Source organism: Kribbella sp. NPDC058245 (assembly GCF_042882005.1).
In the GTDB taxonomy this organism is placed as follows: Bacteria; Actinomycetota; Actinomycetes; order Propionibacteriales; family Kribbellaceae; genus Kribbella.
This window is the reverse complement of record NZ_JBHVWY010000004.1, coordinates 508765-533282: the sequence shown is the minus strand read 5'-3', so window position 1 is coordinate 533282 and position 24518 is coordinate 508765. Positions and strand designations below refer to the sequence as shown.

20 protein-coding genes are annotated in these 24518 nt (G+C 67.6%); 13 read left to right on the top strand and 7 right to left on the bottom strand.

What is annotated here, in order from left to right; genetic code table 11:
* Window positions 1–82 precede the first annotated feature (82 nt).
* The 10 genes from ACFVWG_RS11845 (at window position 83) to ACFVWG_RS11800 (ending at window position 12906) form a co-directional block, all read left to right on the top strand.
* Entirely contained in the window at window positions 83–412 is a 330-nt protein-coding gene (locus ACFVWG_RS11845) for a hypothetical protein (RefSeq protein ID WP_391543193.1), read from the top strand.
* Window positions 409–1401 carry a phosphate ABC transporter permease subunit PstC gene (gene pstC / locus ACFVWG_RS11840; protein ID WP_391543192.1) on the top strand — a complete coding sequence of 331 codons (993 nt, stop codon included), beginning with the start codon at window positions 409–411 and terminating at the stop codon, window positions 1399–1401. Before ACFVWG_RS11845 ends, pstC begins: the two co-directional genes overlap by 4 nt.
* Before the next feature lie 6 nt (window positions 1402–1407).
* Window positions 1408–2619, top strand: a complete 1212-nt coding sequence (gene pstA, locus ACFVWG_RS11835; RefSeq protein WP_391543191.1) for a phosphate ABC transporter permease PstA — start codon at window positions 1408–1410, stop codon at window positions 2617–2619.
* Between the two features lie 11 nt (window positions 2620–2630).
* Window positions 2631–4292, top strand: a complete 1662-nt coding sequence (locus tag ACFVWG_RS11830) for a phosphate ABC transporter substrate-binding protein PstS (RefSeq protein WP_391543190.1) — start codon at window positions 2631–2633, stop codon at window positions 4290–4292.
* Window positions 4289–5152: a sortase gene (locus tag ACFVWG_RS11825; RefSeq protein WP_391543189.1), complete on the top strand. Its 864-nt coding sequence runs from the start codon at window positions 4289–4291 to the stop codon at window positions 5150–5152. Before ACFVWG_RS11830 ends, ACFVWG_RS11825 begins: the two co-directional genes overlap by 4 nt.
* A 28-nt stretch (window positions 5153–5180) precedes the next feature.
* Window positions 5181–6884 (top strand): pre-peptidase C-terminal domain-containing protein, encoded by a 1704-nt coding sequence (locus ACFVWG_RS11820; protein WP_391543188.1) that lies wholly within the window; start codon window positions 5181–5183, stop codon window positions 6882–6884.
* A gap of 157 nt (window positions 6885–7041) precedes the next feature.
* Window positions 7042–8055: a PstS family phosphate ABC transporter substrate-binding protein gene (locus ACFVWG_RS11815; RefSeq protein ID WP_391543187.1), complete on the top strand. Its 1014-nt coding sequence runs from the start codon at window positions 7042–7044 to the stop codon at window positions 8053–8055.
* 171 nt (window positions 8056–8226) lie between these two features.
* Entirely contained in the window at window positions 8227–10881 is a 2655-nt protein-coding gene (locus ACFVWG_RS11810; RefSeq protein ID WP_391543186.1) for a hypothetical protein, read from the top strand.
* Window positions 10882–10909: 28 nt separating this feature from the next.
* A complete protein-coding gene (locus tag ACFVWG_RS11805; RefSeq protein ID WP_391543185.1) occupies window positions 10910–11755 on the top strand; it encodes a phosphate ABC transporter ATP-binding protein in 846 nt (281 codons plus the stop codon).
* Window positions 11752–12906: a lytic transglycosylase domain-containing protein gene (locus tag ACFVWG_RS11800; RefSeq protein ID WP_391543184.1), complete on the top strand. Its 1155-nt coding sequence runs from the start codon at window positions 11752–11754 to the stop codon at window positions 12904–12906. The genes ACFVWG_RS11805 and ACFVWG_RS11800 overlap by 4 nt, the downstream gene beginning before the upstream one ends.
* Before the next feature lie 1505 nt (window positions 12907–14411).
* Here the strand turns inward: ACFVWG_RS11800 and tyrS are convergent.
* On the bottom strand, window positions 14412–15626 hold the full coding sequence (gene tyrS / locus ACFVWG_RS11795; protein ID WP_391543183.1) for a tyrosine--tRNA ligase: 1215 nt from the start codon (window positions 15624–15626) through the stop codon (window positions 14412–14414).
* 364 nt (window positions 15627–15990) lie between these two features.
* Between tyrS and idi the strand changes: the two genes are divergently transcribed.
* Both idi and ACFVWG_RS11785 read left to right on the top strand, forming a co-directional pair.
* Complete coding sequence (idi, locus tag ACFVWG_RS11790) at window positions 15991–16557, top strand: isopentenyl-diphosphate Delta-isomerase (RefSeq protein ID WP_391543182.1); 567 nt, start codon at window positions 15991–15993, stop codon at window positions 16555–16557.
* Window positions 16558–16587: 30 nt separating this feature from the next.
* On the top strand, window positions 16588–17484 hold the full coding sequence (locus ACFVWG_RS11785) for a GNAT family N-acetyltransferase (protein WP_391543181.1): 897 nt from the start codon (window positions 16588–16590) through the stop codon (window positions 17482–17484).
* Here the strand turns inward: ACFVWG_RS11785 and ACFVWG_RS11780 are convergent.
* Window positions 17461–18459 (bottom strand): 2-dehydropantoate 2-reductase, encoded by a 999-nt coding sequence (locus ACFVWG_RS11780; RefSeq protein WP_391543180.1) that lies wholly within the window; start codon window positions 18457–18459, stop codon window positions 17461–17463. The genes ACFVWG_RS11785 and ACFVWG_RS11780 overlap by 24 nt on opposite strands.
* A 22-nt stretch (window positions 18460–18481) precedes the next feature.
* Here ACFVWG_RS11780 and ACFVWG_RS11775 point away from each other — a divergent pair, with 22 nt between their 5' ends.
* Window positions 18482–18754 carry a BTAD domain-containing putative transcriptional regulator gene (locus ACFVWG_RS11775; RefSeq protein ID WP_391543179.1) on the top strand — a complete coding sequence of 91 codons (273 nt, stop codon included), beginning with the start codon at window positions 18482–18484 and terminating at the stop codon, window positions 18752–18754.
* 18 nt (window positions 18755–18772) lie between these two features.
* Here the strand turns inward: ACFVWG_RS11775 and ACFVWG_RS11770 are convergent, their stop codons facing one another.
* From ACFVWG_RS11770 to ACFVWG_RS11750, 5 genes are read right to left on the bottom strand one after another with little or no spacing between them, the layout of a single operon-like run.
* On the bottom strand, window positions 18773–19732 hold the full coding sequence (locus tag ACFVWG_RS11770) for an ABC transporter permease (RefSeq protein WP_391543178.1): 960 nt from the start codon (window positions 19730–19732) through the stop codon (window positions 18773–18775).
* An 11-nt stretch (window positions 19733–19743) separates the two neighbouring features.
* On the bottom strand, window positions 19744–20670 hold the full coding sequence (locus tag ACFVWG_RS11765; RefSeq protein WP_391543177.1) for an ABC transporter permease: 927 nt from the start codon (window positions 20668–20670) through the stop codon (window positions 19744–19746).
* The gene (locus ACFVWG_RS11760) at window positions 20667–21716 is read right to left on the bottom strand and encodes an ABC transporter ATP-binding protein (RefSeq protein WP_391543176.1); all 1050 of its coding nucleotides are present in this window, start codon (window positions 21714–21716) and stop codon (window positions 20667–20669) included. The genes ACFVWG_RS11765 and ACFVWG_RS11760 overlap by 4 nt, the downstream gene beginning before the upstream one ends.
* Entirely contained in the window at window positions 21713–22684 is a 972-nt protein-coding gene (locus ACFVWG_RS11755; RefSeq protein ID WP_391543175.1) for an ABC transporter ATP-binding protein, read from the bottom strand. Before ACFVWG_RS11755 ends, ACFVWG_RS11760 begins: the two co-directional genes overlap by 4 nt.
* Window positions 22685–22688: 4 nt before the next feature.
* A complete protein-coding gene (locus ACFVWG_RS11750; RefSeq protein WP_391543174.1) occupies window positions 22689–24479 on the bottom strand; it encodes an ABC transporter substrate-binding protein in 1791 nt (596 codons plus the stop codon).
* Between the last annotated feature and the right edge of the window lie 39 nt (window positions 24480–24518).

The following is a 24518-nucleotide window of genomic DNA, read 5'->3' as shown; positions in this document are numbered from 1 at the left end:
CCACGCGTTGTTCGCTACTGGCCACAGTCCACCTGACTAACTGCTCTGGGGGAGAGGTTGGGAGGGCAAGGTGGGGGTGCGGATGCAGTTTCTCGAGGATCCGCGAGGAGGTGAACGGCTCTGGCGGCTGCTGTCCGGGAACAATCGGCCTCTCGCGATGGGGAGCGGTGGAGGGCGGTCTCCGCATGAGGAGCTTGCTGCGGTACGGCGGCTTGCGCGCGAGGCGGAGCCGGCGCTGCGCCGTGATCCGGAGGGACGCTGGCGCTGGGAACTGGCCGCGCACGGCGGTCCTGACGTCCGTTGCCCCGGGGTGTTCGCGCGGCAGATCGATGCTCGCCGGGCGTTCCATCGATTCACGCAAGCGGTTGAGCTGGCCGAGGTCACCTCAGGAACGCAACGGGAGCAGCGGTGAGCGAATCGACCGTCGAGCCGGCACCGCGCAAATTGCGGTCGTCGCTCGCGCCGTCCGACATGGTCTTCCGGCTGGTCGCCCGCGGGGGTGGCGGGCTGGTGCTGCTGATCACCGGCGGGATCGGAATTTTCCTGGCATACCAGGCAAAACCGACCTTCCAGACGTACGGCTGGAAGTTCTTCACCGAGCAGTCCTGGCAGCCTGAGGCGAATCAGATCGGAGTCGCCTCGATCCTGTTCGGCACCGTTGTGGTGGCGGCGATCGCGATCGTGATCGCCTTCCCACTGGCCGTGGCGACGTCGCTCTACATCACCGAGTGGGCGCCACGAGGGTTGAAGAAGACGCTCGTTGCGGCGGTCGACCTGATGGTCGCCGTACCGTCGATCGTCTACGGCCTGTGGGGGTTCTTCCTGCTGCAGCCGCGCGTCATCCACCTGTCTCGCTGGATCACCGACTTCTTCGGCTGGATCCCGATCTTCAAGGTGGACACCGATCCGGACGCGGCGGTGTTCGACGGAGCGACGTACGCGTCCTCGGCCTTCATCGCCGGAATCGTCGTCGCGATGATGGTGATGCCGATCGCGTGCGCGGTGATGCGCGAGGTCTTCGACCAGACCCCGGCCGGTGAACGCGAGGCCGCGCTGGCGCTCGGATCGAGCAGCTGGGGCGTGGTTCGCGCGGTCGTGCTGCCGTTCGGCCGTGGCGGCATCATCGGCGGCACGATGCTCGGCCTCGGCCGCGCCCTCGGCGAGACGATCGCCGTGGTGATGATCGTGTCCCCGCTCTTCGAGATCAACTGGCACGTCCTGCAGTCAGGGTCGATCACGATCTCGTCGATGATCGCGCTCCGGTACGGCGAGGCCCAGGGCTCCCAGCTGAACGCGTTGATGGCGGCCGGCCTGGTGCTGTTCGTGATCACGCTGATCGTCAACCTGATCGCGGGCTTTGTCGTCGCCCGCAGCCGCAGCGGCGCCGGAACGGAGATCTGAACCGCCATGAGAACACTGCCCTCCGCAGGGCCCCGGTACGAGCCGCCGCGACCCGGCGGTGGGGGCGGCGGGTCACCGTTCCTGCCGCCGGCGCCGTCGAGCCGGACGCCGGTCTCCGACGGAGATTCTCCGTTCGCCCCGGTCGAGGAACCACCGCCGCCTCCCGCTCCGGAGCCGGAGAAGCGCCGGTTGCGAGTGGTCGACGTGGAGGATCGGGCTGGGTTGGTGGGGGCGGCGATTGCCGGTTTGTCGTTGACCTGGGTGTTCTACAGCCGGATCCTGCCGACCGAAGGGACGCTCGGCTTCATCGTTTGCTGGTGGCTCTCGTTCACCTTCCTCTACCTGCTGTACACCGGGCTCCGGCGCGGACGCGTGGTGCTCGCGGACCGGTTCGCCGTACTGCTCGCGCACAGTGGTGCTGCCCTCGTCGGCTTCGCGCTGTCGACCGTGATCGGCTACACGCTGATCCGCGGCGCACGAGCTCTGATCCACAAGAACTTCTTCACCCAAGACCTGCGGACGGCCGGACCACTTGAACCGCTGAGCACGGGTGGCGCACTGCACGCACTGGTCGGCACGTTGATTCAGATCAGCATGGCGATCGCAATCACGCTGCCGCTCGGCATCCTGTGCGCCGTCTACCTGACCGAGGTCGGCGGCCGCGCGTCCCGCTTGGTCCGCTCAGTGGTCGAGGCGATGACCGCGCTCCCGTCGATCGTGGCCGGCCTGTTCGCGTACGTCGTCCTGCTGATCGGCTTCGGGATGCGGTTGTCCGGCTTCGTCGCGGCGATGGCGATCTCGGTGATGATGCTCCCGATCATCGCCCGCTCGTCCGAGGTGGTGCTGAGACTCGTGCCGAGCGGACTGCGTGAAGCGTCGCTCGCGCTCGGCGCCACCCAGTGGCGCACGGTCTGGTCGGTCGTCCTGCCCACCGCCCGGCCCGGTCTCGCGACCGCGCTCGTGCTCGGTACGGCGCGTGGTATCGGCGAGACGTCGCCCGTCCTGCTGACCGCGGGATTCACGACGTACCTGAATCTGAATCCGTTCTCCGGGCCGATGGTCTCGCTCCCGCTGTTCACCTTCAAGATGTCGCAGTCGCCCGAGGCCAACTACATCAGCCGGGCGTTCGGTGCGGCCGCGTTGCTGCTGGTGCTGGTCCTGCTGCTGTTCGCCTTCTCCCGCTGGATGGCCGGTCGCGGCCGGTCCGGCACCCGATGAAAGGACCATCCATGCGACGGCTCAGTGCCCTCGTGCTCGCCCTGTTGCTGACGACCGGGTTCGCGGCCCTGCCCGCGTCGGCCGCCAGTACGGCGTACGCGCCGATCTACGGCACCGGGTCGACCTGGTCGCAGAACGCGCTGGACCAGTGGATCCGCGACGTCGAGCCGCAGGGGATGCGGGTCGAGTACGGCGGCGGCGGCTCGTCGCGCGGCCGGCTCGACTTCGCCAACAACTTGGTCGACTTCGCGATCAGCGAGATCCCGTACCAGGGCAAGGACCCGCTGACGCAGCAGAACGACACCTCGAACGGCCGGGCGTACGCCTACATGCCGATCGTGGCCGGCGGGACGGCGTTCATGTACCAGATCCGGATCCGCGGTCAGCTGTACCGCGACCTGCGGCTGTCCGGGGACACGATCACCAAGATCTTCACCGGCAAGATCACCAACTGGAACGACCCGCAGATCACCAAGGACAACAACGGCAAGCAGCTGCCGAGCAAGAAGATCATCCCGGTGGTCCGCTCCGACGGCTCCGGGACGACGGCGCAGTTCACCCTCTGGATGAACACCCAGCACAAGGCAGTGTGGGACGGCTTCTGCCAGTCCACCCAGGGCCGGCACTGCGGTCAGACGTCGTACTACCCGACCACGAACTTCCCCGGCGTGAAGGCCCAGGGCGGCTCGAGCCAGATGGCCGGCTATATCTCGGCCAGCTATGCCGACGGTGCGATCGGGTACGTCGAGTACTCCTACGCGCTGGGCAAGAGCTACCCGGTGGTCAAGGTGAAGAACAACGCCGGCTACTACACCGAGCCGAACTCGTACAACACCGCGGTGGCGCTGACCATGGCGCAGATCGAGAACAACTCGAAGTCGCCGCTCTACCTGACCCAGAAGCTGACCGGGGTCTACAACAACGCCGACCCGCGGACGTACCCGCTGTCGTCGTACTCCTACATGATCGTGCCGACGGCGAACCTGAGCGCGAACAAGGGCCAGACCCTGTCGGACTTCGCGGCCTACTTCCTGTGCCAGGGGCAGCAGAAGGCGGCTCCACTCGGCTACTCGCCTCTCCCGCTGAACCTGGTCCAGGCGGCCTTTCACCAGGTCGCCAGGGTGCCCGGCAGCAAGGCCGGTACGACGGACGTCAAGAAGTGCGGTAATCCGACGTTCGACGGCAAGAACCTGAACCGCAACGTGCTCGCGGTGATCGCGCCGCAGCCGCTGCCGTGTGACAAGGACGGCGCCGGTCCGGCGGTGAACGGCAAGTGTGTTGCCGCTGGCAACAACGGCAACGGCAACAACAACGGGAACAACGGGAACGGCAACAACAACGGCACCGGGAACGGAACCGGCAACGGCACGGGGAACGGCACCGGTAACGGTGACGGACCCGCGGGCCAGCCGACCCAGCCCGGGCAGCAGCCGACCGGTGGCCCGACGAACGGAGCGGTCGTCGACCCGGAGACCGGGCAGGTGATCAACGCCGGCGGTCAGAACAACGGCGGGTACGTCCCGACCGGGCAGGTGACCGACCTGAACGGTGACCGCGGCAGCGGCAGCACGTTGCGGAACATCGCCGTACTGGTGGCAGCCGAGGCCCTGTTGCTGCTCCTGGTCCCGACCCTGGTCTCGCGACACCTGCAGCGCAAGCGAGCGGGTAAGTGACCGCACTCACGGCCGCTCCGTTGCGAGCAGCAACCAAAGACCTTGCCCTGCGACCACAGCTGACCGCGGATGCGATGCGGTTGTTTGCCCTGGGCATCATCGTGTTCATCGTCTACGTTCTGCTGCTCGGCGCACTGCAGTACAACCGGGCGCAGGATGTTGCCTACGACAAGATTCGCGGTCAGCTCGCCGAGGCGACCGCACCGATCGGACCGGGCATCCAGTACGGCGCTCCGGTCGCCGTACTGGACATTCCGGGACTCGGGCTGCGGCAGGTGATCCGGGAAGGCACCACCGGCTCGGTCATGATGAATGGTCCGGGGCACCGGGCCGACAGCCCGCTGCCCGGCGAGGCCGGCGTCTCGGTGATCTACGGGCGGTCGCTCAGCTACGGCGGGCCGTTCCGGACCGTCCCCAAGCTCGGGCCTGGCGCCCGGTTCGAGGTCGTCACCGGCGAGGGCCGGTTCAACTACGAGGTGAAGGCCGTACGGCGGGCCGGGGACCCGCTGCCCGAAGCTACTAGCGGCTCGCGCGTCACCTTGGTGACCGCCGAGGGCTCGCCGGTGCCGTCGAAGACTGTGTACGTCGACGCCGAGCTCGTCGACGGCCAGGCATTACCCGACCCGGGCGGCCGGTTGGCCCGGGTCCCGGATTCCCAGCAGGCCTTCGGAGTGGACGTGTCCGGCGTACTGACCCTGGTGCTGTGGTTGCAGGCACTGATCGCGGTCGCCGCCGGAGTTGTCTGGTTCCGCTCCCGCATCGGCCGCTGGGAGTCCTACCTGATCGGCGCGCCGATTGTCGTCGCGCTGGTATGGCGGGTGTTCGAACAGATCGCCGCCGTGCTTCCGAATCTGATCTGAGCAGATCAGTTCCTGGAGGGGAAAGCTGATGACCGAACGAATCCACCGGACTGTGGTCGGTGTGGCCTTGGTTGCCGCACTGCTCGCCACTACCCCGGCGGTCTCGTCTGCGGTAGGCACCACCACCGACCACCAAGAGCACGAGGCAGTCACGGCAGCGGGGGAGAACGACAGCCGGACTGCAGCAGAGCGGTTGTACGGCGTCGGTACCGGCTACGGCCAGTCCGGCACTGCGACCGTGCACGGCACCCTCTCACCGGCCCCGGTCGCGCTGACCACCGGTGACGAGGACAACGGGTCGATCGCGCTCGCGACGGCCACCGGGATCGGCACCGGCGCAGTCCGGGCTGTGACCACCAGCGGGACGCTCGGCGACGGGCCGCACGGCGTGCTCGGCGACAAGACCAACGACTTCGACTTCTACAAGGTGGCCGGTGTGGCCGGCCAGACGCTGACCGTGAGCACCGACGGTTCGGCGGCGTCCACCAACACGGTGGTCGGTGTGTACGACGCGGCTGGTCAACTGCTCGCGTCCGACGACGACAGTGGTGCCGGTGCCCTGAGCAAGCTTCAGTACCCGATCACCGCCGTCGGCGACTACTACGTGGCCGTTGCTGGCAAGAGCGCTCTGGGCGACTTCCCGGCCGACGCGCAGAACTCGGGCAGCGGTCTGGGTGGTGCCGACACCGGCGCCTACCAGGTGCTGATCGCGTCCGCCCCGATCGACCGTGACTTCTACGCAGTCAAGTTGGCGGCCGGCGACGTACTGGGTGCGGCCCTCACCGCAACCGGTGACCGGCTGACCGTGCTGCGGCCGAACGGATCGGTTGCCGTGGGCACCGACCTGCACAGCCTCGGCAAGCTCCCGGCCGCGTCCACGCTGCCGCGGGGTGCGGTCGACCTGGCGGTCGTCGCCGACCAGGCTGGTTGGTACGCCGTCTCGGTCACTGACGGCTTCGGTGCCTATGACCTCAACCTCGGGGTGACCCGGCCGGGCGTCGACACCACGCCGCAGACCGTGTTCCTCGACTTCGACGGTGGCTCGATCGACCTCGCACCGCTCGGTGGTACGGGCGTCCGGCAGTTGTCCGGACTCGCGTCGTACCTGCCGAACTGGGGCCTGACGGCCACCGACGAGGCGGCCGTGATCGCCAAGGCAACGGCCGTGGTGAAGGAGAACCTGCGCACTGACGCCGTCCGCGCCGGGTACGACGTCAACGTCAGCATCCGGAACAGCGCCGACAGCACCGACACCTTCGGCAGCCCGAACGTGTCCCGCGTGGTGATCGGTGGCAAGACCTCCGAGTCCGGCATCGGCCGGGTCGGTACCGCCCAATCGATCGACGTGGGCAACTTCGCCCACGAGGAGACCGTACTGGTCCAGCTCGACCGGATCAGCGCGGCCACCGGCCCGCTCAGCCTGAACACCTACCTCAGCACTACCTCCAATCGGATCGCCTTCGTCGGCACGGCCCTGGGCAACCTGGCCAGCCGCGAACTCGGTGCCCTGTACGGCGCCGCGCCGGCCGACCCGGCGAGCACCACCAGCACCCTGATGGATGCTGACAGCAACTTCCCCGGCCTGTACGGCGTGGGTGCCGACGGCCTGGGTGGAACCGCGGACGACGTCGACGTGGACTTCACGTCCGACGCCTACAACCCGGCGACCGGTCTGACCGGAAGCCAGAACGCCCTGAACGCCATCGGCTGGGGAATCTCCTTCCCCTGCTGAGTGGTTAACGTTTCCGGCTAGCCAGCGGGTCATGTCCGGTTAACCCCACCGAGACCTGCTGGCGACCCGGAGGCGATGGATTAGGGCTGTGACCGGAACCCGGCACCGCGACCACTCCACTGTCGCGAAAACGCTTGTGAGGAAGGGAATTCCCCTAATGCGTTTCATCCGTACCGCCCGTACCACCGCGATCGCCGCCGCGGCGGTCGCCCTGGTCGCCACCTCCGCTGTCTCGGCCTCGGCCGACCCGGGCTTCGTGCCGGACGCCAACGACATCGTCCTGGTTGGCTCGGACACCAGCGAGAACGTCCTCAACGACCTCGCTGCCGTCTACAACGGCCGCACCCCGGTTCCCTCGGCCAAGCTCGCGTCCTTCGACGCGACCGGCTCGGCCACCGTCACGCTGCGCGCCGGCACCACCGCCGTCACCCGGCCGAACGGCTCGGGCGCCGGCATCACGGCGCTGTGCTCGAACACCAACGTCTCCGCGGCGCGCTCCTCGCGGGGCCCGTCGAGCAGCGACTGCGCCAACCTCGCCTTCCTGCCGTTCGCCAAGGACAGCGTCCGCTGGGCGGCCAACAGCGGCGTCACCGGCGTTCCCACGCTGACCGACGCGCAGCTGACCGGCATCTACAACTGCACCATCACCAACTGGAACCAGGTCGGTGGCCCGAACCTGGCCATCCTGCCGCTGATCCCGCAGCTGAACTCGGGGACCCGCACCTTCTGGGCGACCCAGGTCGGCATCAACGCCACCACCCCGCCGTCCTGCGTCAAGGACAACGTCGGTGGCGTCGCAGTCCAGGAGCACAGCCCGGCCCCGATCAAGGCCAACGCCGGCTCGATCGCGCCGTTCTCCGTCGGTCGCTACAACCTGCTCACCGCCACCGAGAAGAGCGGCACCTTCCTCGGCACCATCCCGGCTGCCGACTCGGCCGCCTACGACCGCAACCTCTACAACGTCGTGAAGCTCGTCGGCGGTGCGGTCCCGGCCGGTCTCGCCGACGTCTTCGGCGACGGCTTCGGCTTCTCCTCGCTCGGCGGCACGCCGTACATCTGCGAGGACGCCGACGCCGACCCGGCCACGACCACCGCCGGTGACGTCGTCAAGGCCAACGGCTTCCTGCCGCTCGGCGACGCCGCCAACGGCGGCACCTGCGGCGTGCTCTGACCTGCAGAACGGACCAAAACCCCGGTGGGTACGGATCATCCGTGCCCACCGGGTTCGCTTCATGTCCAGTTCATCTCACGGACTCTGCGCCGTACCGGCCCGTGGACAGGCTGACAACGTCGACACGTCGTGCCGCCAACTGCGGCGTGTCCGAAATGGGGAGGAATTTCTGTGAGGCCGAGGAAGCTCACGTTGATCGCCGGCGCCTTCGTGCTGGCCGTGCTGTCAGTGGCGCCCGGTACGGCGGTTGCCTGGCAACCGCCGGCCGCCGTCGCGGCTAATCCGCCGCCGGACCCGACGGATCAGGCGCTGGTCGCCGAGCCGTCCACGAATCCCGTGACATTGCAGCGTGGTGGCGTCAGTGTGACCGCTTCCAAGACCGGGAACCTCACCCGGCAGATGATCTCGGTCTCCTGGACGGGCCTCGACCCGTCGTCCGACTTCACCAAGAACGCGGTGGCCATCATGCAGTGCCGCGGCCTTAATCCGACGCGCGAGGACTGCTGGATCGGAAACGTCAGCGCCGACGGTGATGCGCTCGGTTCGATCGGCATGGTGGCCAAGTCGAACTTCTATGCCCCGGTTGAGCCGTCCGACTGGTACAGCACCCCCAAGACTGTCCCCTCCGGTCCGAGCTTCTGGGTGCCGTTCCGCACGGTTGACAGCAAGGACGACTCGTTGGACCAGTATCACGGCCGCCGGAACGCCAACGGCACCTGGACCACCTTTGGGATGGCTATCCCCGAGGACACCGCGCTCGGAGTCAAGGCGATCGAGGACTTCACTCCGTCGACACGGAACTTTCGCCGCGGGGTGACCCAGCCGAACGGTACCGGCCAGGTTCAGACCTGGGTCAATACAGCGGCAGAGAATCCGTCTCTAGGCTGCTCGGACAAGTCTCCGTGCTCGCTGGTCGTCGTACCGGTCCGCGACCGGCCGTGTCGAACGAAGGAACAGGGCGCCACGCCACTGCTGATCAGCAACTGCGCCAAGGCGACAGGTGCGACCGCCTTCGGAAACTGGCAGCTGCTGGCCAACTGGTACGAGCGCTATGTCTTCAAGCTCTCGTACAGTCCGAGCCTCCCGAAGTGCGTCGGACGCACCGACCAGGCCAAGTTCATCGGCTCCGAACTGACCGGCGAGGCCATGCGACGCTGGGTCCCGGCCCGCTGCCAGTCGTCGAGCCCGTCCGCGCTCGACTACACCCGCGCCTGGGAGCCGGACTCGCTGCGCCAGCTGGGACAACGCGATCCCGCGTCCGCTTCGAAGTATGCGGCAGATGCCGCGGTGGTTAGTGAGCCCGCGTCACCGGACGACCCGGTGTCGACCGACCGCAAGCCGGGATATGCCCCGATCGCCGTCACCGGCTTCTCCATCGGCTATTCGATCGACAAGACCGTGGACGGCATCACGAGCCCAGTCACCGACCTGAAGCTCAATCAGCGGTTGGTGGCGAAGATGCTCACGCAGTCCTACCCAGGACTGTTCCGGCCGAACAAGGACGGCTTCGCGGTGAATCCGAACACGGGCAGCAATCCAGCCAACATTTTCAAGGACCCGGAGTTCGCTCAGCTCAACCCTCAGGCAGCTGGCTTCGCCGGTTCGAACGCAGCCGAGGGCACCCAGCTGTCCATGCCGACCGCACGCAGCGACGTGTTCCTCGCGCTGACCCGTTGGGTGTGGGCCGATCCGAGTGCCCGCGCGTTCCTGCAGGGCAAGGCGGATCCCTGGGGCATGACGGTGAACAAAACCTACCGTGGCTGGCAGTTGCCCACGGACGACTACAACCTCAACGACGGCTGGTTGGCACCCACGCCTACGAGCGGTACGAGCGGTGCGACGTTTGCGGGGCTGAGCCCGCAGGCACTGTGGGCACCGGCAATCAACTCCTGGGCGAACGGCGCGGACATCGCGATGATCGGCTGGCCCTTGAGCCAGACCCCGTCGCTGAAGGACTCGACCAACCCGAACAGCGGCTACGTCGGCAAGCGCGATCAAGTGCAGCTCTTCGGGACCCGGCACATCTTCTCGTTGTCCGTGCAATCCGAGCTGGACAAGTCCGGCGTACTGGCGGCCGACCTGCGCAACAGTGCCGGGGAGTTCGTCGCGCCGACGGTCGAGGCGATGGGGTACGCGCTGGACGGCGCGATCCCGGACAAGAACTCGGGCGTCTGGAACCTCGACTACGCCGGGATGGACGAGCGTGGCTACCCGGGCACGATGATCAGCTACGCCGCGGTGCCGACGGCGAACCTGCCGAGCACCCTCGCCACCCGGTACGCCGAGAACATCCGCTGGATGAGCACCGACGGCCAGCAGTGGGGGCAGGAGGCCGGTCAGCTGCCGGATGGTTATCTCGCGCTGACACAGGCGATGCGAGACCAGGCCGCCAAGGTGGCCGACGCGGTCGCGGCCCAGACCGGCACGGTGCCGATCCCGCCGAAGGACCCGGTCGACGACCCGAAGGACCCGACACCGAACGACCCGCCCACGAAGGCGCCGAACCAGCCGAAGACCGACAGCCCGGACAACAACAATGGTGGCGGTGCGAAGACGCCGACGCCCACGCCGGGTCCGACACCGTCCGGTGGGCCGAGCCAGCCGGTGAAGAACGCGAACACCAAGCCGGTCGCGGCCACCACCGGCGAGTCGCTCGGCTGGCTGGCCTGGGGCCTGCCTGCCTTGCTGGCGGTTGGTTTGGCCGCTGGAGTGGCGTCGCCGGGCATCCGGGTGATCGCGCAGCCGGGCCACCCGGTACGGCGTGGTCTCGCGTCCGGTGGTTCGTATCTGGCCGGCCTCCTGCGTCGGGGCCGTCGCCGTGGGTGACCTCACTGTTCAATCGGAAGGGTCTGGCATGACCGCCGTACTGCCTGTCGTGCCGTCCGCGGCCGACGACGAGACCACCGTCCTGCCACCGATCAGTGGTGGCAGTGTGCTGGAGAGCGATCAGGTCGCGGCCTGGTTCGGCAGCCACAAGGTGCTGGCCGATATTTCGCTACGGATGGAGGCCGGCCAGGTCACCGCGCTGATCGGGCCGTCCGGCTGCGGGAAGTCGACGTTCCTGCGGATCCTGAACCGGATGCACGAGTTGGTGCCGAGCGCGTCGCTGGCTGGGCGCGTGCTGCTCGACGATGAGGACATCTACGAGCCCGAGCGGCGCATCACCGACACGCGCAAGCGGGTCGGGATGGTGTTCCAGAAGCCGAACCCGTTCCCGGCGATGAGCATCGCGGAGAACGTGACCGCCGGGCTGAAGCTGACCGGCACCCGGGTTCGCGGGAACGAGCGCCAGGACCTGATCGAGGAGTGCCTGACCAAGGCCGGATTGTGGAAAGAGGTGCGCGACCGCCTCGGCTCACCCGGTGGTGCGCTGTCCGGTGGGCAGCAACAGCGGTTGTGCATCGCGCGATCGTTGGCCGTCCGACCCGACGTACTGCTGATGGACGAGCCGTGTTCGGCGCTCGACCCCACCTCGACGCGACGGATCGAGGAGACCATTCACGAACTGCGGCGCGAGGTGACGATCGTGATCGTCACGCACAACATGCAGCAGGCAGCTCGGGTGTCGCAGACGTGTGCGTTCTTCCTTGCTGAGCAAGGGACTCCGGGTGTCATTGTCGAGTCCGGGCCGACCGCGAAGATCTTCTCCACGCCGGAGGATCCGCGGACGGCGGACTACGTGGAAGGACGGTTCGGGTGATCAGCCGCGGCGACACCTGGCGGGTCAAGCTGATCGCGGGCTGGGCCTGTGCGGCGCCGCTCGGAGTGATCGCGCTGGTCGTGGCTTCGGGCGGTAGCGGTACGCCGAATCAACTCGTGGTGGACTCGACCGCGCTGACCGGGTTCATCGATCGGCCGGCTGACCTGCCGCCGGGCCCCGGGGTGGACGGTCGGCTTCCCGTGCCCCATCAGCCGGAGAACGTCGTACCGGAGACTGGTTCCACCGATGGGACGGTGCAGCCGATCCCGGGTCTCGCCGGAGATGCATCCGGCATCCCGGGGACCGTGCTGGCGGCGTACCAGCGGGTTGCGCAGGATCTGAGTGTCGCGACGCCGGGCTGTCACCTGACCTGGCCGTTGCTGGCCGGGGTCGGGAAGGTCGAGTCGGACCACGCGAACGCCGGCAAGGTCGATGCCCAGGGCAACACTCGCGGGCGGATCCTCGGGCCGGTACTCGACGGCGGGCCGGGGATGGCGGCGATCGCCGACACCGACCAGGGCCAGTACGACGGGAACGCGCAGTGGGACCGGGCAGTCGGGCCGATGCAGTTCATCCCCGGTACCTGGAAGACTTTTGGTGCCGATGGCAACGGTGATGGAATCAAGAACCCGCACAACGTGTACGACGCAGCGCGTGCCGCTGGCAACTACCTGTGCTGGGGTGGCGCGAACCTGGGTGATCCGCAGGGGCTGGTGCAGTCGGTGCTGCGGTACAACCACTCGATGGACTACGTGTCCACGGTGCTGCGCTGGATGCAGTCGTACAGCCGGCAGACGGTTCAGGTACCTGATGGTCAGGGGGTGATCACGCCTCCGACCGACGACAACGGGAACGTGGACATCACCAACGACCCGACCAGGCCGACCCCCGTGCTCCCAACACCATCGAAACCGATCATCACGCCACCGGTCGTCGTACGGCCGCCGGTCCAGACGCCCCAACCGCCGAAGCAGACCCCCAAACCGCCGTACCAGCCGCCGACGAAGCCCGGGACGCCTCCGGCGACCCCGACGCCGACCCCCACCCCGCAGCCGACGCCAACGCCCACACCCACGCCGGACCCGACGCCGACTCCTACACCGACGCCGACGCCCGATCCCGAGACGCCGACCGAGACCCCTGCCGCCTGAGAGGCGTAGGGCGGGTGCCTCTGGCCGGTTCGGCGGGTGTGGTTGCTCGCCATTCCGTCTGCGGCCGGGGGTGTGGGTTTGTGGTTGCTCGCCGTTGCGGCCGATTTACAGTGGCGGGTGGCTGGGGCCCGGCGCGGGGTTGAGGGGGATGGTTCGGTCGGTGACCGCGGTGGCCGTTGTTTGGGCTTCCGGGTTGTGGCTGGGGTCCAAGATCTGCGCCGAGTGGCGGGTGCGGTGCGGGTGGTTGCTCGCCATTCCGTCTGCGGCCGGGGATGTGGGTTTGTGGTTGCTCGCCGCTGCGGCCGATTTACAGTGGCGGGTGGCTGGCGTGGGTGCGGGGTTGAGGGGGATGGTGCGGTCGGTGACCACGGTGGCCGTTGTTTGGGCTTCCGGGTTGTGGCTGAGGTCCAAGATCTGCGCTGAGTAGACGGTCCTGGTCGCCATTTGGACAAAACGTTCCACCGAGCGAGCGGGGCGACCGGCGTGGGGCATGGTCCGCGTTATGGGTGAGTTTTTCGGGTCCATGCGCCGAAAAGTCACCGATAACGAGCAGCCGGACCCGAGCGCGGGGTCGGTCGCGCTAATTGGTGAGTTTTAGGGACTCCGTGACGAAAATCGACCAATTAGCGACCCGGGCGGACCGGAGCGCTGGGTTGGGTCGCGTTAGTTGGTGAGTTTTAGGGATCCGGTGACGAAAATCCACCAATTAGCGAGGGCTGCCAGGCGCGGCAGTACCCCCAGCGCCCCCGGGGCCTCGCCATCTGATGGGTTAACCCACGAGGTGGTGGGTTCTGGACTCGCATGCGGGTGCAGAACCCACAAGCGGATGGGTGAACCCATCAGATGCGGAGGGGGCGAGGGCCCGAGTGGGAGCGTTCGCCACGATGGGTCACTTTTCAGGCCTCGTTGTTACCGGCCGCAACCACAGCCCGGAAGCTCAGGCAACGGGAACGCGGTCGCCGACGGATCCATCCCCCTCAGCCGCGCGCCCACTCCAGCCACCCGTCACTGTAAATCGGCCGCAGCGGCGAGCAACCCAAGGCCCACGTCCCCGGCCGCAGACGGAATGGCGAGCAACCACACCGCCGTACCAGCCCGGCCGTGTCCGGAGCGGCGAGCAACCACACCGCCGTACCAGCCCGGCCGTATCCGAAGCGGCGAGCAACCACACGCCGTACGAAACCGGCCGCATCGCAGCGATGGGGGCGGCAGTGGTTGCCGGAGTCACGTAATCGCCGCCGGAGACCTATGGCATGAGGTCTCCAGCCATCGCTTCCTGTCTCCGGCCAGCAGTGGTGGCCGGGGATAGGAAATGGGGTTAGGGGGTGGGGTTGTGGGTGGTGGAGGCGCGGATTACTAGTTCGGTGGCTCGTTCTGCGTGGAGGGCTTCGAGGGTGTGGCGGTCTAGGAGGTGGGTTTGCGGACCTGTGCCACTGACCAACCTGCCCGGGAGGTCTCCGGGCAGGGTCGGCTGAGCGTGGACCGGTCGGTCCGCGGGGAGTTGGTCAGTGGTGGCGGTCCGCACTTTGGGTTAGCCGGTGCCAGGTTCGGGGGCCGGAGCGGAGGATCAGGTCGGTTGCGGAGCCAACCGGGCTGGCGGGGTCGGTGGTTCGGGTGCCGTTGAGGGTGACGGCGCCTTGGGTGATCAGACGGCGGAGGTGGGACCTCGTGTCCGTGGGGCGGGCGGCTTGGAGGAGGTCCAGGAGCGTGTCCGCGGGGTGGTCGAGGGTGACGACTGGGATGTCGGTGGGCTCCGCGCGGTGGGTGAAGGTCTGTTGGAAGGACTGGAGTTCGGCGCGCGCGACTCCGGCGCCGTGGTAGCGGGTGACCACCGCGGCGGCCAGGCGGAGTTTCGCGTCGCGGGCCGCGATTCCGCCGGCGTCGGCAGAGGCGGCCAGGGCGGCGACGGTGTCGAGGGGCAGTTCGGTGTAGACGTGGGCGTAGGGCTCGACGAGGTGGTCGGGGATGCTCATCAGCTTGCCGAACTTGTCCCGCGGACTGTCGGTCAGACCGATGTAGTTGTTCAGCGACTTCGACTGCTTGGCCCGGCCGTCGAGCCCCGGCGTGATCGTCGTGGTGATGACCACTTGCGGCGGCATGCCGAGTCGTTGCTGGAAGTGCCGACCCAACTGCTCGTTGAAGAGCTGGTCCGACCCCACGATCGTCAGGTCGCTCTGCATCGCGAAGCTGTCGTATCCCTGCAGCACCGGGTACACCAGCTCATGTACGGCGATCTCCCGCCCAGCCTCGACCCGGGCCCGGAACATGTCCCGGCTCATCAACTGCGCCTGCGTGACCTGCCCGAACAGCCCGAGCAGTTCGGCGACCCGCATCCCGTCGTACCACTCGGAGTTCCGCCGTACCTCGAAGACTGAAGGCTCTGTCCGCAGCACCAGTGAGACCTGCTCCAGGAACGACGACGCGTTCGCCTCGATCGCGGCAGGGCTCAGCACCGGGCGGGTGTCGGAGCGGCCGGTCGGGTCGCCGACGCGGGTGGTGAGGTCGCCGAGCAGGAAGACGACCTGGTGGCCGAGGTCCTGCAGTTGCCGCATCATCCACAGGTTGACCGCGTGGCCGAGATGCAGGTCGGGCGCGGTCAGGTCGACGCCGTACTTGATCCGCAACGGCCTCCCGGAGGCCAGGCGCGAGAGCAGGTCGGCCTCGCCGACGATGGAATCGGTGGTACGGCGTAACCGGTCGACTACAGCGGACGGTTCCATGGGGATGCGCTCCAAGATGTGATGGAGACACCCCTCGTCAGCGCCTCCGGAAACGGAAGAGGCCCTGGGACGGAGCGGGGGTGGGTACTACAGAACGCCGGCTCCTCCCAGAGCCGGTCGATACACCACGCGCCGCATATTCACGTCAGGAAGGTATCACCTCGTCAAGGAACATTCGGCACCTTTATCGGCGCCCCAGACGCCCCCTGGCGGCGTTGTCGTCGTCGCGAGATGCTCCGCATCGCTCTCCTCCTCCGCCTTGCCAGAGAACGACTGGACCACCGCTAAAGGCACCAACGTCCCTCGACGAGGCGAACACGCTGTGCATGCGGCCCGCAGCGGGATATCGGCATACCCTCGGAGGGTGACGCAGGAGCTGGTAGTACTGCTGGACGACGAGGGCCGGTCGATCGGGACCGAGGCCAAGGCGACGGTTCACCATTCGGCGACGCCGTTGCATCTGGCGTTCTCCAGTTATGTCGTGGACGACCGCGGCCGGGTGCTGCTGACCCAGCGTGCCTTCGGGAAACCGACCTGGCCCGGGGTCTGGACCAACAGTTGCTGTGGGCATCCGCTTCCCGGTGAGGCGATCGAGGACGCCGTCGTACGGCGGTTGTCCGACGAGCTGGGCATCAGTGACGTGAAGGCGGAGCTGGTGCTGCCCGGATTCCGGTACCGCGCCGAAATGCCGAACGGCGTCGTCGAGAACGAGGTCTGCCCGGTCTATCGAGTCCGCTGGTCCGGCGCCCCGGAGCCGGCGCCGGCCGAGGTCGCGGCGTACCGCTGGATCGAGTGGTCCGAGATCCGTGCTGTCGACGGGCTCTCACCCTGGGCCGAACTCCAGCTCGACGAGCTCGACCGGCTCGGCCCGGCCCCGGCCGACTGGGAGACCGCCGACGAAAACCTGCTGCCACCAGCCGCCCGACCCTGATACAACCGGTCCCAGAGAGAGGGGATCGACATGGTGGAGATCCGGCCGGTGCAGACCGACGCTGACTACGAGGCGTGGCGGGAAGTACGGATCGCCGCGCTGCCGTATGAGCGCTGTTCGAGCGTCGCGGAACTGCGTGAGCAAGACCGCCCCGGGCGTCTGCTGCTCCTCGCCGAGCTCGACGGGAAGGTGGTCGGCCACGGTCTCGCCGATCGCTCGGCCGAGCCCGGGCGTGCGGTGATTGCCGCCCGCGTCCGCCCAGAGGCTCGCCGCCAAGGCGTCGGCACCGAACTCCTGAAGGCGCTCGATCAGCATGCCGTTGCCCAGGGCTACAACCGGGGCGGTTGCACGATCGACGATCCGGGGTCGGTGGAGTTCGCCGGGCTCTTCGGGTTCACCGAGACCGCGCGGCAGGTGGAGCAGGTCCGCGCGATCGGGGACGAACCCCAGCCGCCCGCACCAACGACGTACCGGATCGTCAGCGTCGCCGAGCGGCCGGAGCTGTGGGCGCAGGCCTTTGAGCAGGTTGCGCAGCCGACGTTCCCGGACATGGATGTGACGCCGCCGCTGCAGGTGACGGCCGAGGAATGGGCCGTGGAGTGGATCAACGACCCCGCCGCGATGTTTGCCGCGCTCGACGGGGACGACGTGATCGGCGTCGCCGGCCTGATGATCGATACCGATCAGCCGCAACGCGCCGAGGTCGCCTACACCGCTGTACGGCGGGAGTGGCGCGGGCAGGGGGTCGCGTCGACGCTGAAGCGGACGAGCATGGCCTGGGCCGCCGAGCACGGGATCACCGAGATCTACACCTGGACGCAGGAGGGCAACGCCAACATGCGCCGGTTGAACGAGCATCTCGGTTTCCGCGACGGTCTGGTCAGCATCAACGTGCGGGCGTCGCTACCCCTGAAGTTCGCGGAGTAGTTCAGCCCCGGTCCACGCCCGCCGATCGACCTCGGTCGCCCGGATCAGCGCGACCAGCTTCGCGTTGACCGGCGCGCTCCGGCCGAGCTCTTCGGCCAGGCGGACGACCTCGCCGTTCAGATAGTCGATCTCGGTGGTCCGGCCGGCCTGCAGGTCCTCCCACATCGAGGTTCGGGCCAGCGGGTCGATGGCGAGCATCGAGCTGGCCAGCCGACGGAAGAGGAAGTCCGGCAGCCGGAGGATGGTCGGGAAGCGTCGCATCGGGACGCGCAGGATCTGGGCAGGCTCGAGCCCCTTGGCGGCGAGCAGCTCCAGCGTCTCGGCCTGCGCCGCGGCCAGGCACCGGCGGAAGGCTCGCTGCGACAGCTCGTCACGCAGCGGCAGGTCGGACAGCGCGTTGACCGGGTTGTTCAGGTTCAGCAGGAGCTTCGCCCACTGCACCGGCAGGATGTCGTCGTGCTGCTTCAGCGGCAGCCCTGCTTGCTCGAAGGCACCGCTGTACGGCGTGAGTGCGGCGTCGGCCTGGACATCGAGTGCGCCCTCCGTGCCCTGGTGGAAGTGCCCGCCGCCGCTGTTCAGCACATTGAACGGAACCATCCCCGTCAGCACGCGCTGCTCGGTCAGCCGGGCCGCGAGGGTCTCGCCGTTCCGGATGCCGTTCTGGAAGCTCACCACCACCGCGCCGGGCTTGAGTACCCCGGCGAGCTCATCGGCTGCGGTCGCGGTCGCGGCCGATTTCACCGTGACCAGGACCAGATCCGCCTCGGCGCCAGCCGCCGGAGTCGTTTCGTACCGCACCTCGCCCGGCGGGACCCTCAGGTCGGCGCCGAGGTAGTCGGTCAGCCGCAGGCCGTGCGTGGCCAGCTCGGCGGCCATCCGCGGCCGCCCGATGAACGTCACCGGACTTCCGGTCGCCGCCAGCCGCCCGCCGACATAACAGCCGATTCCACCAGCTCCGTACACGACGATTGCCATCCCAGGAGGCTACGCTGTGGCGATGGCGGAGGGGCTGTCGGAGCGCGTCCTGGGGGAGTTGCTGGCGCGGGCCGATGCAAAGGCCACGGAGGGCCGGGTCGAGGAGAGCATCGAGCTCTACCAGCAGGCGGTGGGCCACGATCCGTTGCTCGAATCCGCCCACCGCGCGCTGATCTCACTCCACCTCATCCAGGGCGACCGCGCCGCCGCCATACGCCAGTACGACGCCCTCACCGCGAGCCTCGCCGACCTGGGCAGCCTCCCGAGCCCGCAGACGACTGCCCTGCTCTACTGAACTGCCCTGCTCTACTGATCAGTGCAGGCGCACCCGCGGATCGAGGAACGCGTAGGCGACGTCGACCAGGATGTTCGCGATCACGACCGCGGCCGAGGCGAACAGGACGATGCCGATGATCACCGGCAGATCCTGCTGGTTGATCGCGGTCACTACAGTCCGGCCCAGCCCTGGCAGGCTGAACACGGTCTCGGTCACCACGACGCCACCGACCAGCTGCCCGAGGTCGATACCGAACTGCGTGACCACCGGGGTGAGCGCACTACGCAACCCGTGCCGGACGATCACCCGGCTCTCGCGGATCCCCTTCGACCGCGCCGTACGGATGTAGTCCTCACCCAGTACGTCGAGCATCGAGCCGCGGGTCAATCGCGTGTACGTTGCCGCAAGCAACAATGCGAGCGCGATCCACGGCAGCACCAGGTGCTGGAACCAGGCTCCGGGCCCTTCGCTGAACGGCGTGTACCCGCCGGCCGGGAACCAGCCGAACCCGGCCAGGGTCAGCTTGAAGTACAGGAAGTACAGCAACAGCAGACCGAGCAGGAACGACGGGAACGAGTAGAAGAACAACGCGAACAACGTCAGCCCACGATCGGCCAGCGACCGCGGATGCACGGCCGAGATGACGCCGTTGGTCACGCCGAGGAGCAGCCACAGTACGGCGGCGCCCAGCGCCAGCGACAACGTGATCGGCAGCGCCTGCCCGATGATCGTTGTCACCGGCACCTGGTGGTAGTAGTCGTAGCCGAGGTCACCCTGGACGGCGTTCTTGATGAAGTTCAGGTACTGCTGCCAGACCGGCAGATCGAGACCGAGCCGGTGCTGGATCAGCGCGACCGTCTCCGGCGTCGCCTGCCGGCCCGCCAGCGTCTGCGCAACGTTGCTGGGGGCAATGAAGAACAGCGCGAAGACGGCCATCGAGATCAGCCATAGCACCAGCAGCCCGTGCCCGAGCCGGCGGAGCAAGAATCGAACCATCGTGATCCCTCCTACGTCCGGTCGGCGCGCGGATCGAACGCGTCCCGGACACCGTCGCCGAACAGGTTGAACGCCAGCGTCGTGATCAGCAGCGCCAGACCGGGGAAGAGGATGAACCACCAGGCCGTCGTGTAGTAGTTCTGCGACGAGTTGATCATCCCGCCCCAGTCGGCGGTGGGTGGGGGCAGACCGAGCCCGAGGAACGACAGCGTCGCCTGGGTCACGATCACCACCGGGACCAGCAAGGTGGTGTAGACGATCACCGGAGCCAGCACGTTCGGCAGGACGTCGACGAACATGATCCGGCCGTCACTCGCCCCCAGCGACCGGGCCGCCTCGACGAACTCGCGTTCGCGCAGCGACAGCACCTGTCCGCGGACGATCCGGGCCACCGAGGCCCAGCTGAAGAACCCGATCACCAGCACGGTCACGGACAGGCTCGGTCCGGTGATGGACACCAGGGCGATCGCCACCAGCAGGAACGGAACCGACAGTACGACGTCGATCAGCCGCGTCAGGATGGTGTCGGTGATCCCCCCGAGGAACCCCGCAGCAAGCCCGAGCACGACTCCGACCACGACCGTGATCGCCGTCGCGGCCACTCCCACCAGCAGCGACACCCTGGCGCCGTACGCGATCCGGACCAGGATGTCCCGGCCCAGGTCGTCGGTGCCGAGCCAGAAGGTGCCGTTCGGTGCCCGCGGCAACCCCTCCGGCGACAGGCCGATGTCGCGGTACTGATCGTTCGGCCCATGGCCGGTGATCGCCGCGAAGACCGGCGCGAAGACCGCCATCAACACGATCAGGATGATCACCGCCAGCGAGATCATCGCCACCTTGTCCCGCCGCAGCCGCCGCAACGCCAGCACCAGCGGGCTGCGCCCCTCGATCGTCTTCGGCTCGTCGAGAACATCCACCAACTCGAGTGCGGCGGTCATGATGCCCTCAAGTCCGGTACGGCGGTGGACAGGTCCTCGCCCAGCGTCAACGGATACAGACAGGCCGTGCGGTGTTCGTCGGTGTCATCCAGTACGGCGGCCAGTTCCGGCTCGGTGAGTGCGCACTCGGACCGGGCCTTCGGGCACCGCGTGTGGAACCTGCACCCCTCCGGCGGGTTCGTCGCGGTGGGGATGTCGCCCCCGAGGATGATCTGTTCCCTGCTGTCGGCGGTGTCCGGGTCGGCGACCGGTAGCGCCGACAGCAGGGCCCGGGTGTACGGATGCCGGGTCTCGCCGAACAGTTCGTCCGTCGGTGCCAGCTCGGCGATCCTGCCCAGGTACATGACCGCGATCCGGTTGCTCACGTGCCGGACCACGGACAGATCATGGGAGATGAAGACGTAGGTCAGATCCAGCTCCTTCTGGAGATCGGCCAGAAGGTTGATGATCTGGGCCTGGATCGAGACGTCCAGCGCGGAGACCGGTTCGTCGCAGATGATCAGCTTCGGCCGCAGCGCGAGGGCGCGGGCGACCCCGATCCGTTGCCGCTGGCCCCCGGAGAACTCGGCCGGGAATCTGTTGTAGTGCTCGGGATTCAGCCCGACCAGCTCCATCAGCTCCTGAACCTTCTTCTTCCGTTCGTTGCCGGAGGCAATGCCATGGATGGCGAACGGGTCCCCGATGATCGAGCCGACCCGGCGGCGCGGGTTGAGCGAGCCGTACGGGTCCTGGAAGATCACCTGGATCTCGCGCCGGATCGGCCGCATCGCGCGCCGGGACAGCGTGCTGATCTCGGTCCCCTCGAACGACACCGAGCCGGACGTGACGTCGTACAGATGGGCCATGCAACGGGCCAGCGTCGACTTGCCGCAGCCGGTCTCGCCGACCAGGCCGAGCGTCTCGCCCTTGAAGACCTCGAGGGAGACGCCGTCGACGGCCCGGACCACCTCCTTCGAATGCGTGGGGAATTCCTTGCGTACGTTGTCCACCTTCAGGAGTACGTCGTTCACACTGTGCTTTTCGATGAATTCGCTGCGCTCATTCATGCAATCGCCTCATTTGCCTGAACGGGGAGCCAGCAGGCCGACTGATGCCGCGGGCCGATGTCGGCGAGCGGCGGGGTCTCGGTCCGGCACTTGTCGAACACGTGGGGGCAGCGGGCCGCGAAGGGACAGCCCTTCGGCAGGCTGATCAGACTCGGCGGAGTGCCCGGGATCGGAGTCAGTCGGTCGCCGCTGCGTGCCGGCAGCGACGCCAGCAGGCCTTGCGTGTACGGGTGGTGGTTGCGGTAGAAGATGTCCCGGCGAGGTGCCCGCTCCATCACGGTTCCGGCGTACATCACCACGACGTCGTCGGCCATCTCGGCGACCACTCCGAGATCGTGGGTGATCAGGACGATCGCCGTACCGAACTCCTGCTGCAGCCGGCGCATCACGTTCAGGACCTGAGCCTGCACGGTCACGTCGAGGGCCGTGGTTGGCTCGTCCGCGATCAGCAGCGCCGGGTCGAGTGCCATCGCCATCGCGATCATCACCCGCTGCCGCATCCCGCCGGAGAACTGGTGTGGGTAGTCGTCGATACGTTCCTCGGCCCGCGGGATGCCGACCAGCGTGAGCAGCTCGGCGGCCCGCTTCCGGGCCGCCTGCTTGCTGATCACCGTGTCGTGCGCGCGGATCATCTCGACGATCTGCCAGCCGATCCGGTAGTGCGGATGCAGGCTCGACAACGGGTCCTGGAAGATCATTCCGATCCGGGCACCGCGGAGACGGCGCAGTGTCGACTGGTCCGCGGTGATCAGATCGGTGCCGTCGAAGAACGCCGTACCGGAGACCGTCGCACCGCGGGTGAGCCCGGTGATGGTCTGGGTGGAGACGCTCTTGCCGGAGCCGGACTCGCCCACGACCGCGAGGGTCTGTCCGGCCTCGACGTCGAACGACAGGCCCCGGACGGCGCGGACGGTACCGTCCGGGGTGTCGAAGGAGACCCTGAGGTCCCTTACTTCAAGCAGAGCCATGAGGTCAGCCGCCCTGCTTGTCCTTGGAGAGCCACACGTTGGCAGGGTCGAAGTTCTGCAGGGACGGCACATAGACGGCGTTGTGCACCTGGGTCGCGTGGTAGTTCGCCTGCTTGTTGTTGGTCAGTGGGAAGAACGGCGCCTGGTCCATCACCCGGGCGTCGGCCTTGGCCCAGAGGTCGGCGGCCTGGTCCTCGGTCTGCGCGGCCGTGGCCTGCTGGATCAGCGTGTTGGTCTCGGCATCGTCGTACAGACCGAAGTTGCTGCCGACCGGCGGGAACGCCGCCTTGCCGTAGAACAGCGGCTTGAAGAACGACAGAGCCGCGTTGCCGTACCAGTCCGCGCCCCAACCGGCCAGGGACATGTCCCAGACACCCTTCTGGGCCACGCTCGGCACCTGCAGGTACTTCACGTAGAAGTCCGAGTTCGGCGACGGTACGCCGGTCACCGTGATCCCGGCCTTCGTGAGGTCCTGCTGGATCGTCTGGAAGGCCTTGCTGCTGCCCTCGGTCGCGTTGCGGTAAAGGAACTTCAGCGTGAGGTTCGGATAGCCGGCCTCGGTGAGGAGCTGCTTGGCCTTGTCCGGGTCGTAGGGATAGGGATCGATCTGCTTCGAACCGATGATCACATCGGGCAGCACGTGGGTCAGCGGGGGAGCGAGGATCTTGCCGCCGAGCACCTGCAGGATGTGGTCACGGTTGATCGCGTAGTTGATCGCCTGCCGGACCTTCGGGTTGGCGAGTGCCTTGTTGTTGTTCGGCGAGACCGTGTTGTAGATGACGTACGGGTTGGATCCCGCGGTGTCACCGATCTGCAGGTTCGGGTCCTTCTTGGCTTGCAGAGCCGGCAGCTGGGACGGCGGCGGCGCGACATCGAACTCCATGTCGGCGTTCGGCGTACCGGTCTGCAACTGCTGCTGGATCGAGTCCTGGGTCAGCCCCTGGGTCACCACGACCTTGTCGACGTAGGCCTTGCGGACCGGGTCGCTGGCCGCGTCCCAGGCCGGGTTGCGGGAGTAGTTGATCGACTTGCTCGGCACCCACGAGTCGACCTTGTACGGGCCGTCGGACGGGTAGTTGTTGCCGAGCTCGGTGCTGGCCGGCAGGTACTTCAATGCTTCGACGGGAGCGGGGGAGAAGGCAGGCAGCGTCAGCATGTCGACGAAGTAGCTGGCCGGCTGGGTGAGGTGGAAGACGACGGTGCTGTCGTCCTTGGCCTCGACGCCGGGCAGCGGGGTCTTGTCGATGTAGCTCTGGATCCCGGCCACCGTCTTCGGTGCCTTGGCGAAGCCGTCGGCGAACTTCTGGAAACCGTCGATCAGGTCGGCGAAGTCCGGCGTACCGCCGAAGGGCTGGATCGGGTTCGCGGTCCGCTTGACGCCGCGGACCACGTCGGCTGCGGTGACCTGGCGGGCCGGCGTCGTGCTCCACTTCACGCCCGGGCGGATCTTGATCGTGTAGGTCTTGCCGTCCGCGCTGATCCCGCCGTTCGCGGTGGTCGGGATCTCCGGCGCGATGTCCGGGACCGGCGTGGTGTTCTTACCGCCCGGGTCGGCCGGGTAGGTGAAGAGCTGGCGGCTCCACAGGCGTAGGCTCAGATAGCCGACGGAGTAGTAGCTGATGTTGGGATCCATGAAGTCGACGTCCTGCGCGCCGAGCATGTTCAGCGTGCCACCGCTGACCGGTGTGCCCGCCGTACCGGATCCGGTCGGTGTTCCGCCGTTACTGTTGCAGGCAGCGAGCCCCAAGCTCGCCACGACGGCAAGTGCCACTGCCGCCAGCCTCTTTCGTGCCATGGGTCCTCCTCCAGGACTGGATGTCGCTGATCTTGGGAC

What these genes read in the sequence shown, in the direction of transcription:
- ACFVWG_RS11845 (WP_391543193.1), top strand. Translation starts at nt 83, where the DNA reads ATGCAGTTTCTCGAGGATCCGCGAGGAGGTGAACGGCTCTGGCGGCTG.
- pstA (WP_391543191.1), top strand. Translation starts at nt 1,408, where the DNA reads ATGAGAACACTGCCCTCCGCAGGGCCCCGGTACGAGCCGCCGCGACCC.
- ACFVWG_RS11830 (WP_391543190.1), top strand. Translation starts at nt 2,631, where the DNA reads ATGCGACGGCTCAGTGCCCTCGTGCTCGCCCTGTTGCTGACGACCGGG.
- ACFVWG_RS11820 (WP_391543188.1), top strand. Translation starts at nt 5,181, where the DNA reads ATGACCGAACGAATCCACCGGACTGTGGTCGGTGTGGCCTTGGTTGCC.
- ACFVWG_RS11815 (WP_391543187.1), top strand. Translation starts at nt 7,042, where the DNA reads ATGCGTTTCATCCGTACCGCCCGTACCACCGCGATCGCCGCCGCGGCG.
- ACFVWG_RS11805 (WP_391543185.1), top strand. Translation starts at nt 10,910, where the DNA reads ATGACCGCCGTACTGCCTGTCGTGCCGTCCGCGGCCGACGACGAGACC.
- tyrS (WP_391543183.1), bottom strand. Translation starts at nt 15,626, where the DNA reads ATGGAACCGTCCGCTGTAGTCGACCGGTTACGCCGTACCACCGATTCC.
- ACFVWG_RS11785 (WP_391543181.1), top strand. Translation starts at nt 16,588, where the DNA reads ATGGTGGAGATCCGGCCGGTGCAGACCGACGCTGACTACGAGGCGTGG.
- ACFVWG_RS11780 (WP_391543180.1), bottom strand. Translation starts at nt 18,459, where the DNA reads ATGGCAATCGTCGTGTACGGAGCTGGTGGAATCGGCTGTTATGTCGGC.
- ACFVWG_RS11775 (WP_391543179.1), top strand. Translation starts at nt 18,482, where the DNA reads ATGGCGGAGGGGCTGTCGGAGCGCGTCCTGGGGGAGTTGCTGGCGCGG.
- ACFVWG_RS11770 (WP_391543178.1), bottom strand. Translation starts at nt 19,732, where the DNA reads ATGGTTCGATTCTTGCTCCGCCGGCTCGGGCACGGGCTGCTGGTGCTA.
- ACFVWG_RS11765 (WP_391543177.1), bottom strand. Translation starts at nt 20,670, where the DNA reads ATGACCGCCGCACTCGAGTTGGTGGATGTTCTCGACGAGCCGAAGACG.
- ACFVWG_RS11760 (WP_391543176.1), bottom strand. Translation starts at nt 21,716, where the DNA reads ATGAATGAGCGCAGCGAATTCATCGAAAAGCACAGTGTGAACGACGTA.
- ACFVWG_RS11755 (WP_391543175.1), bottom strand. Translation starts at nt 22,684, where the DNA reads ATGGCTCTGCTTGAAGTAAGGGACCTCAGGGTCTCCTTCGACACCCCG.
- ACFVWG_RS11750 (WP_391543174.1), bottom strand. Translation starts at nt 24,479, where the DNA reads ATGGCACGAAAGAGGCTGGCGGCAGTGGCACTTGCCGTCGTGGCGAGC.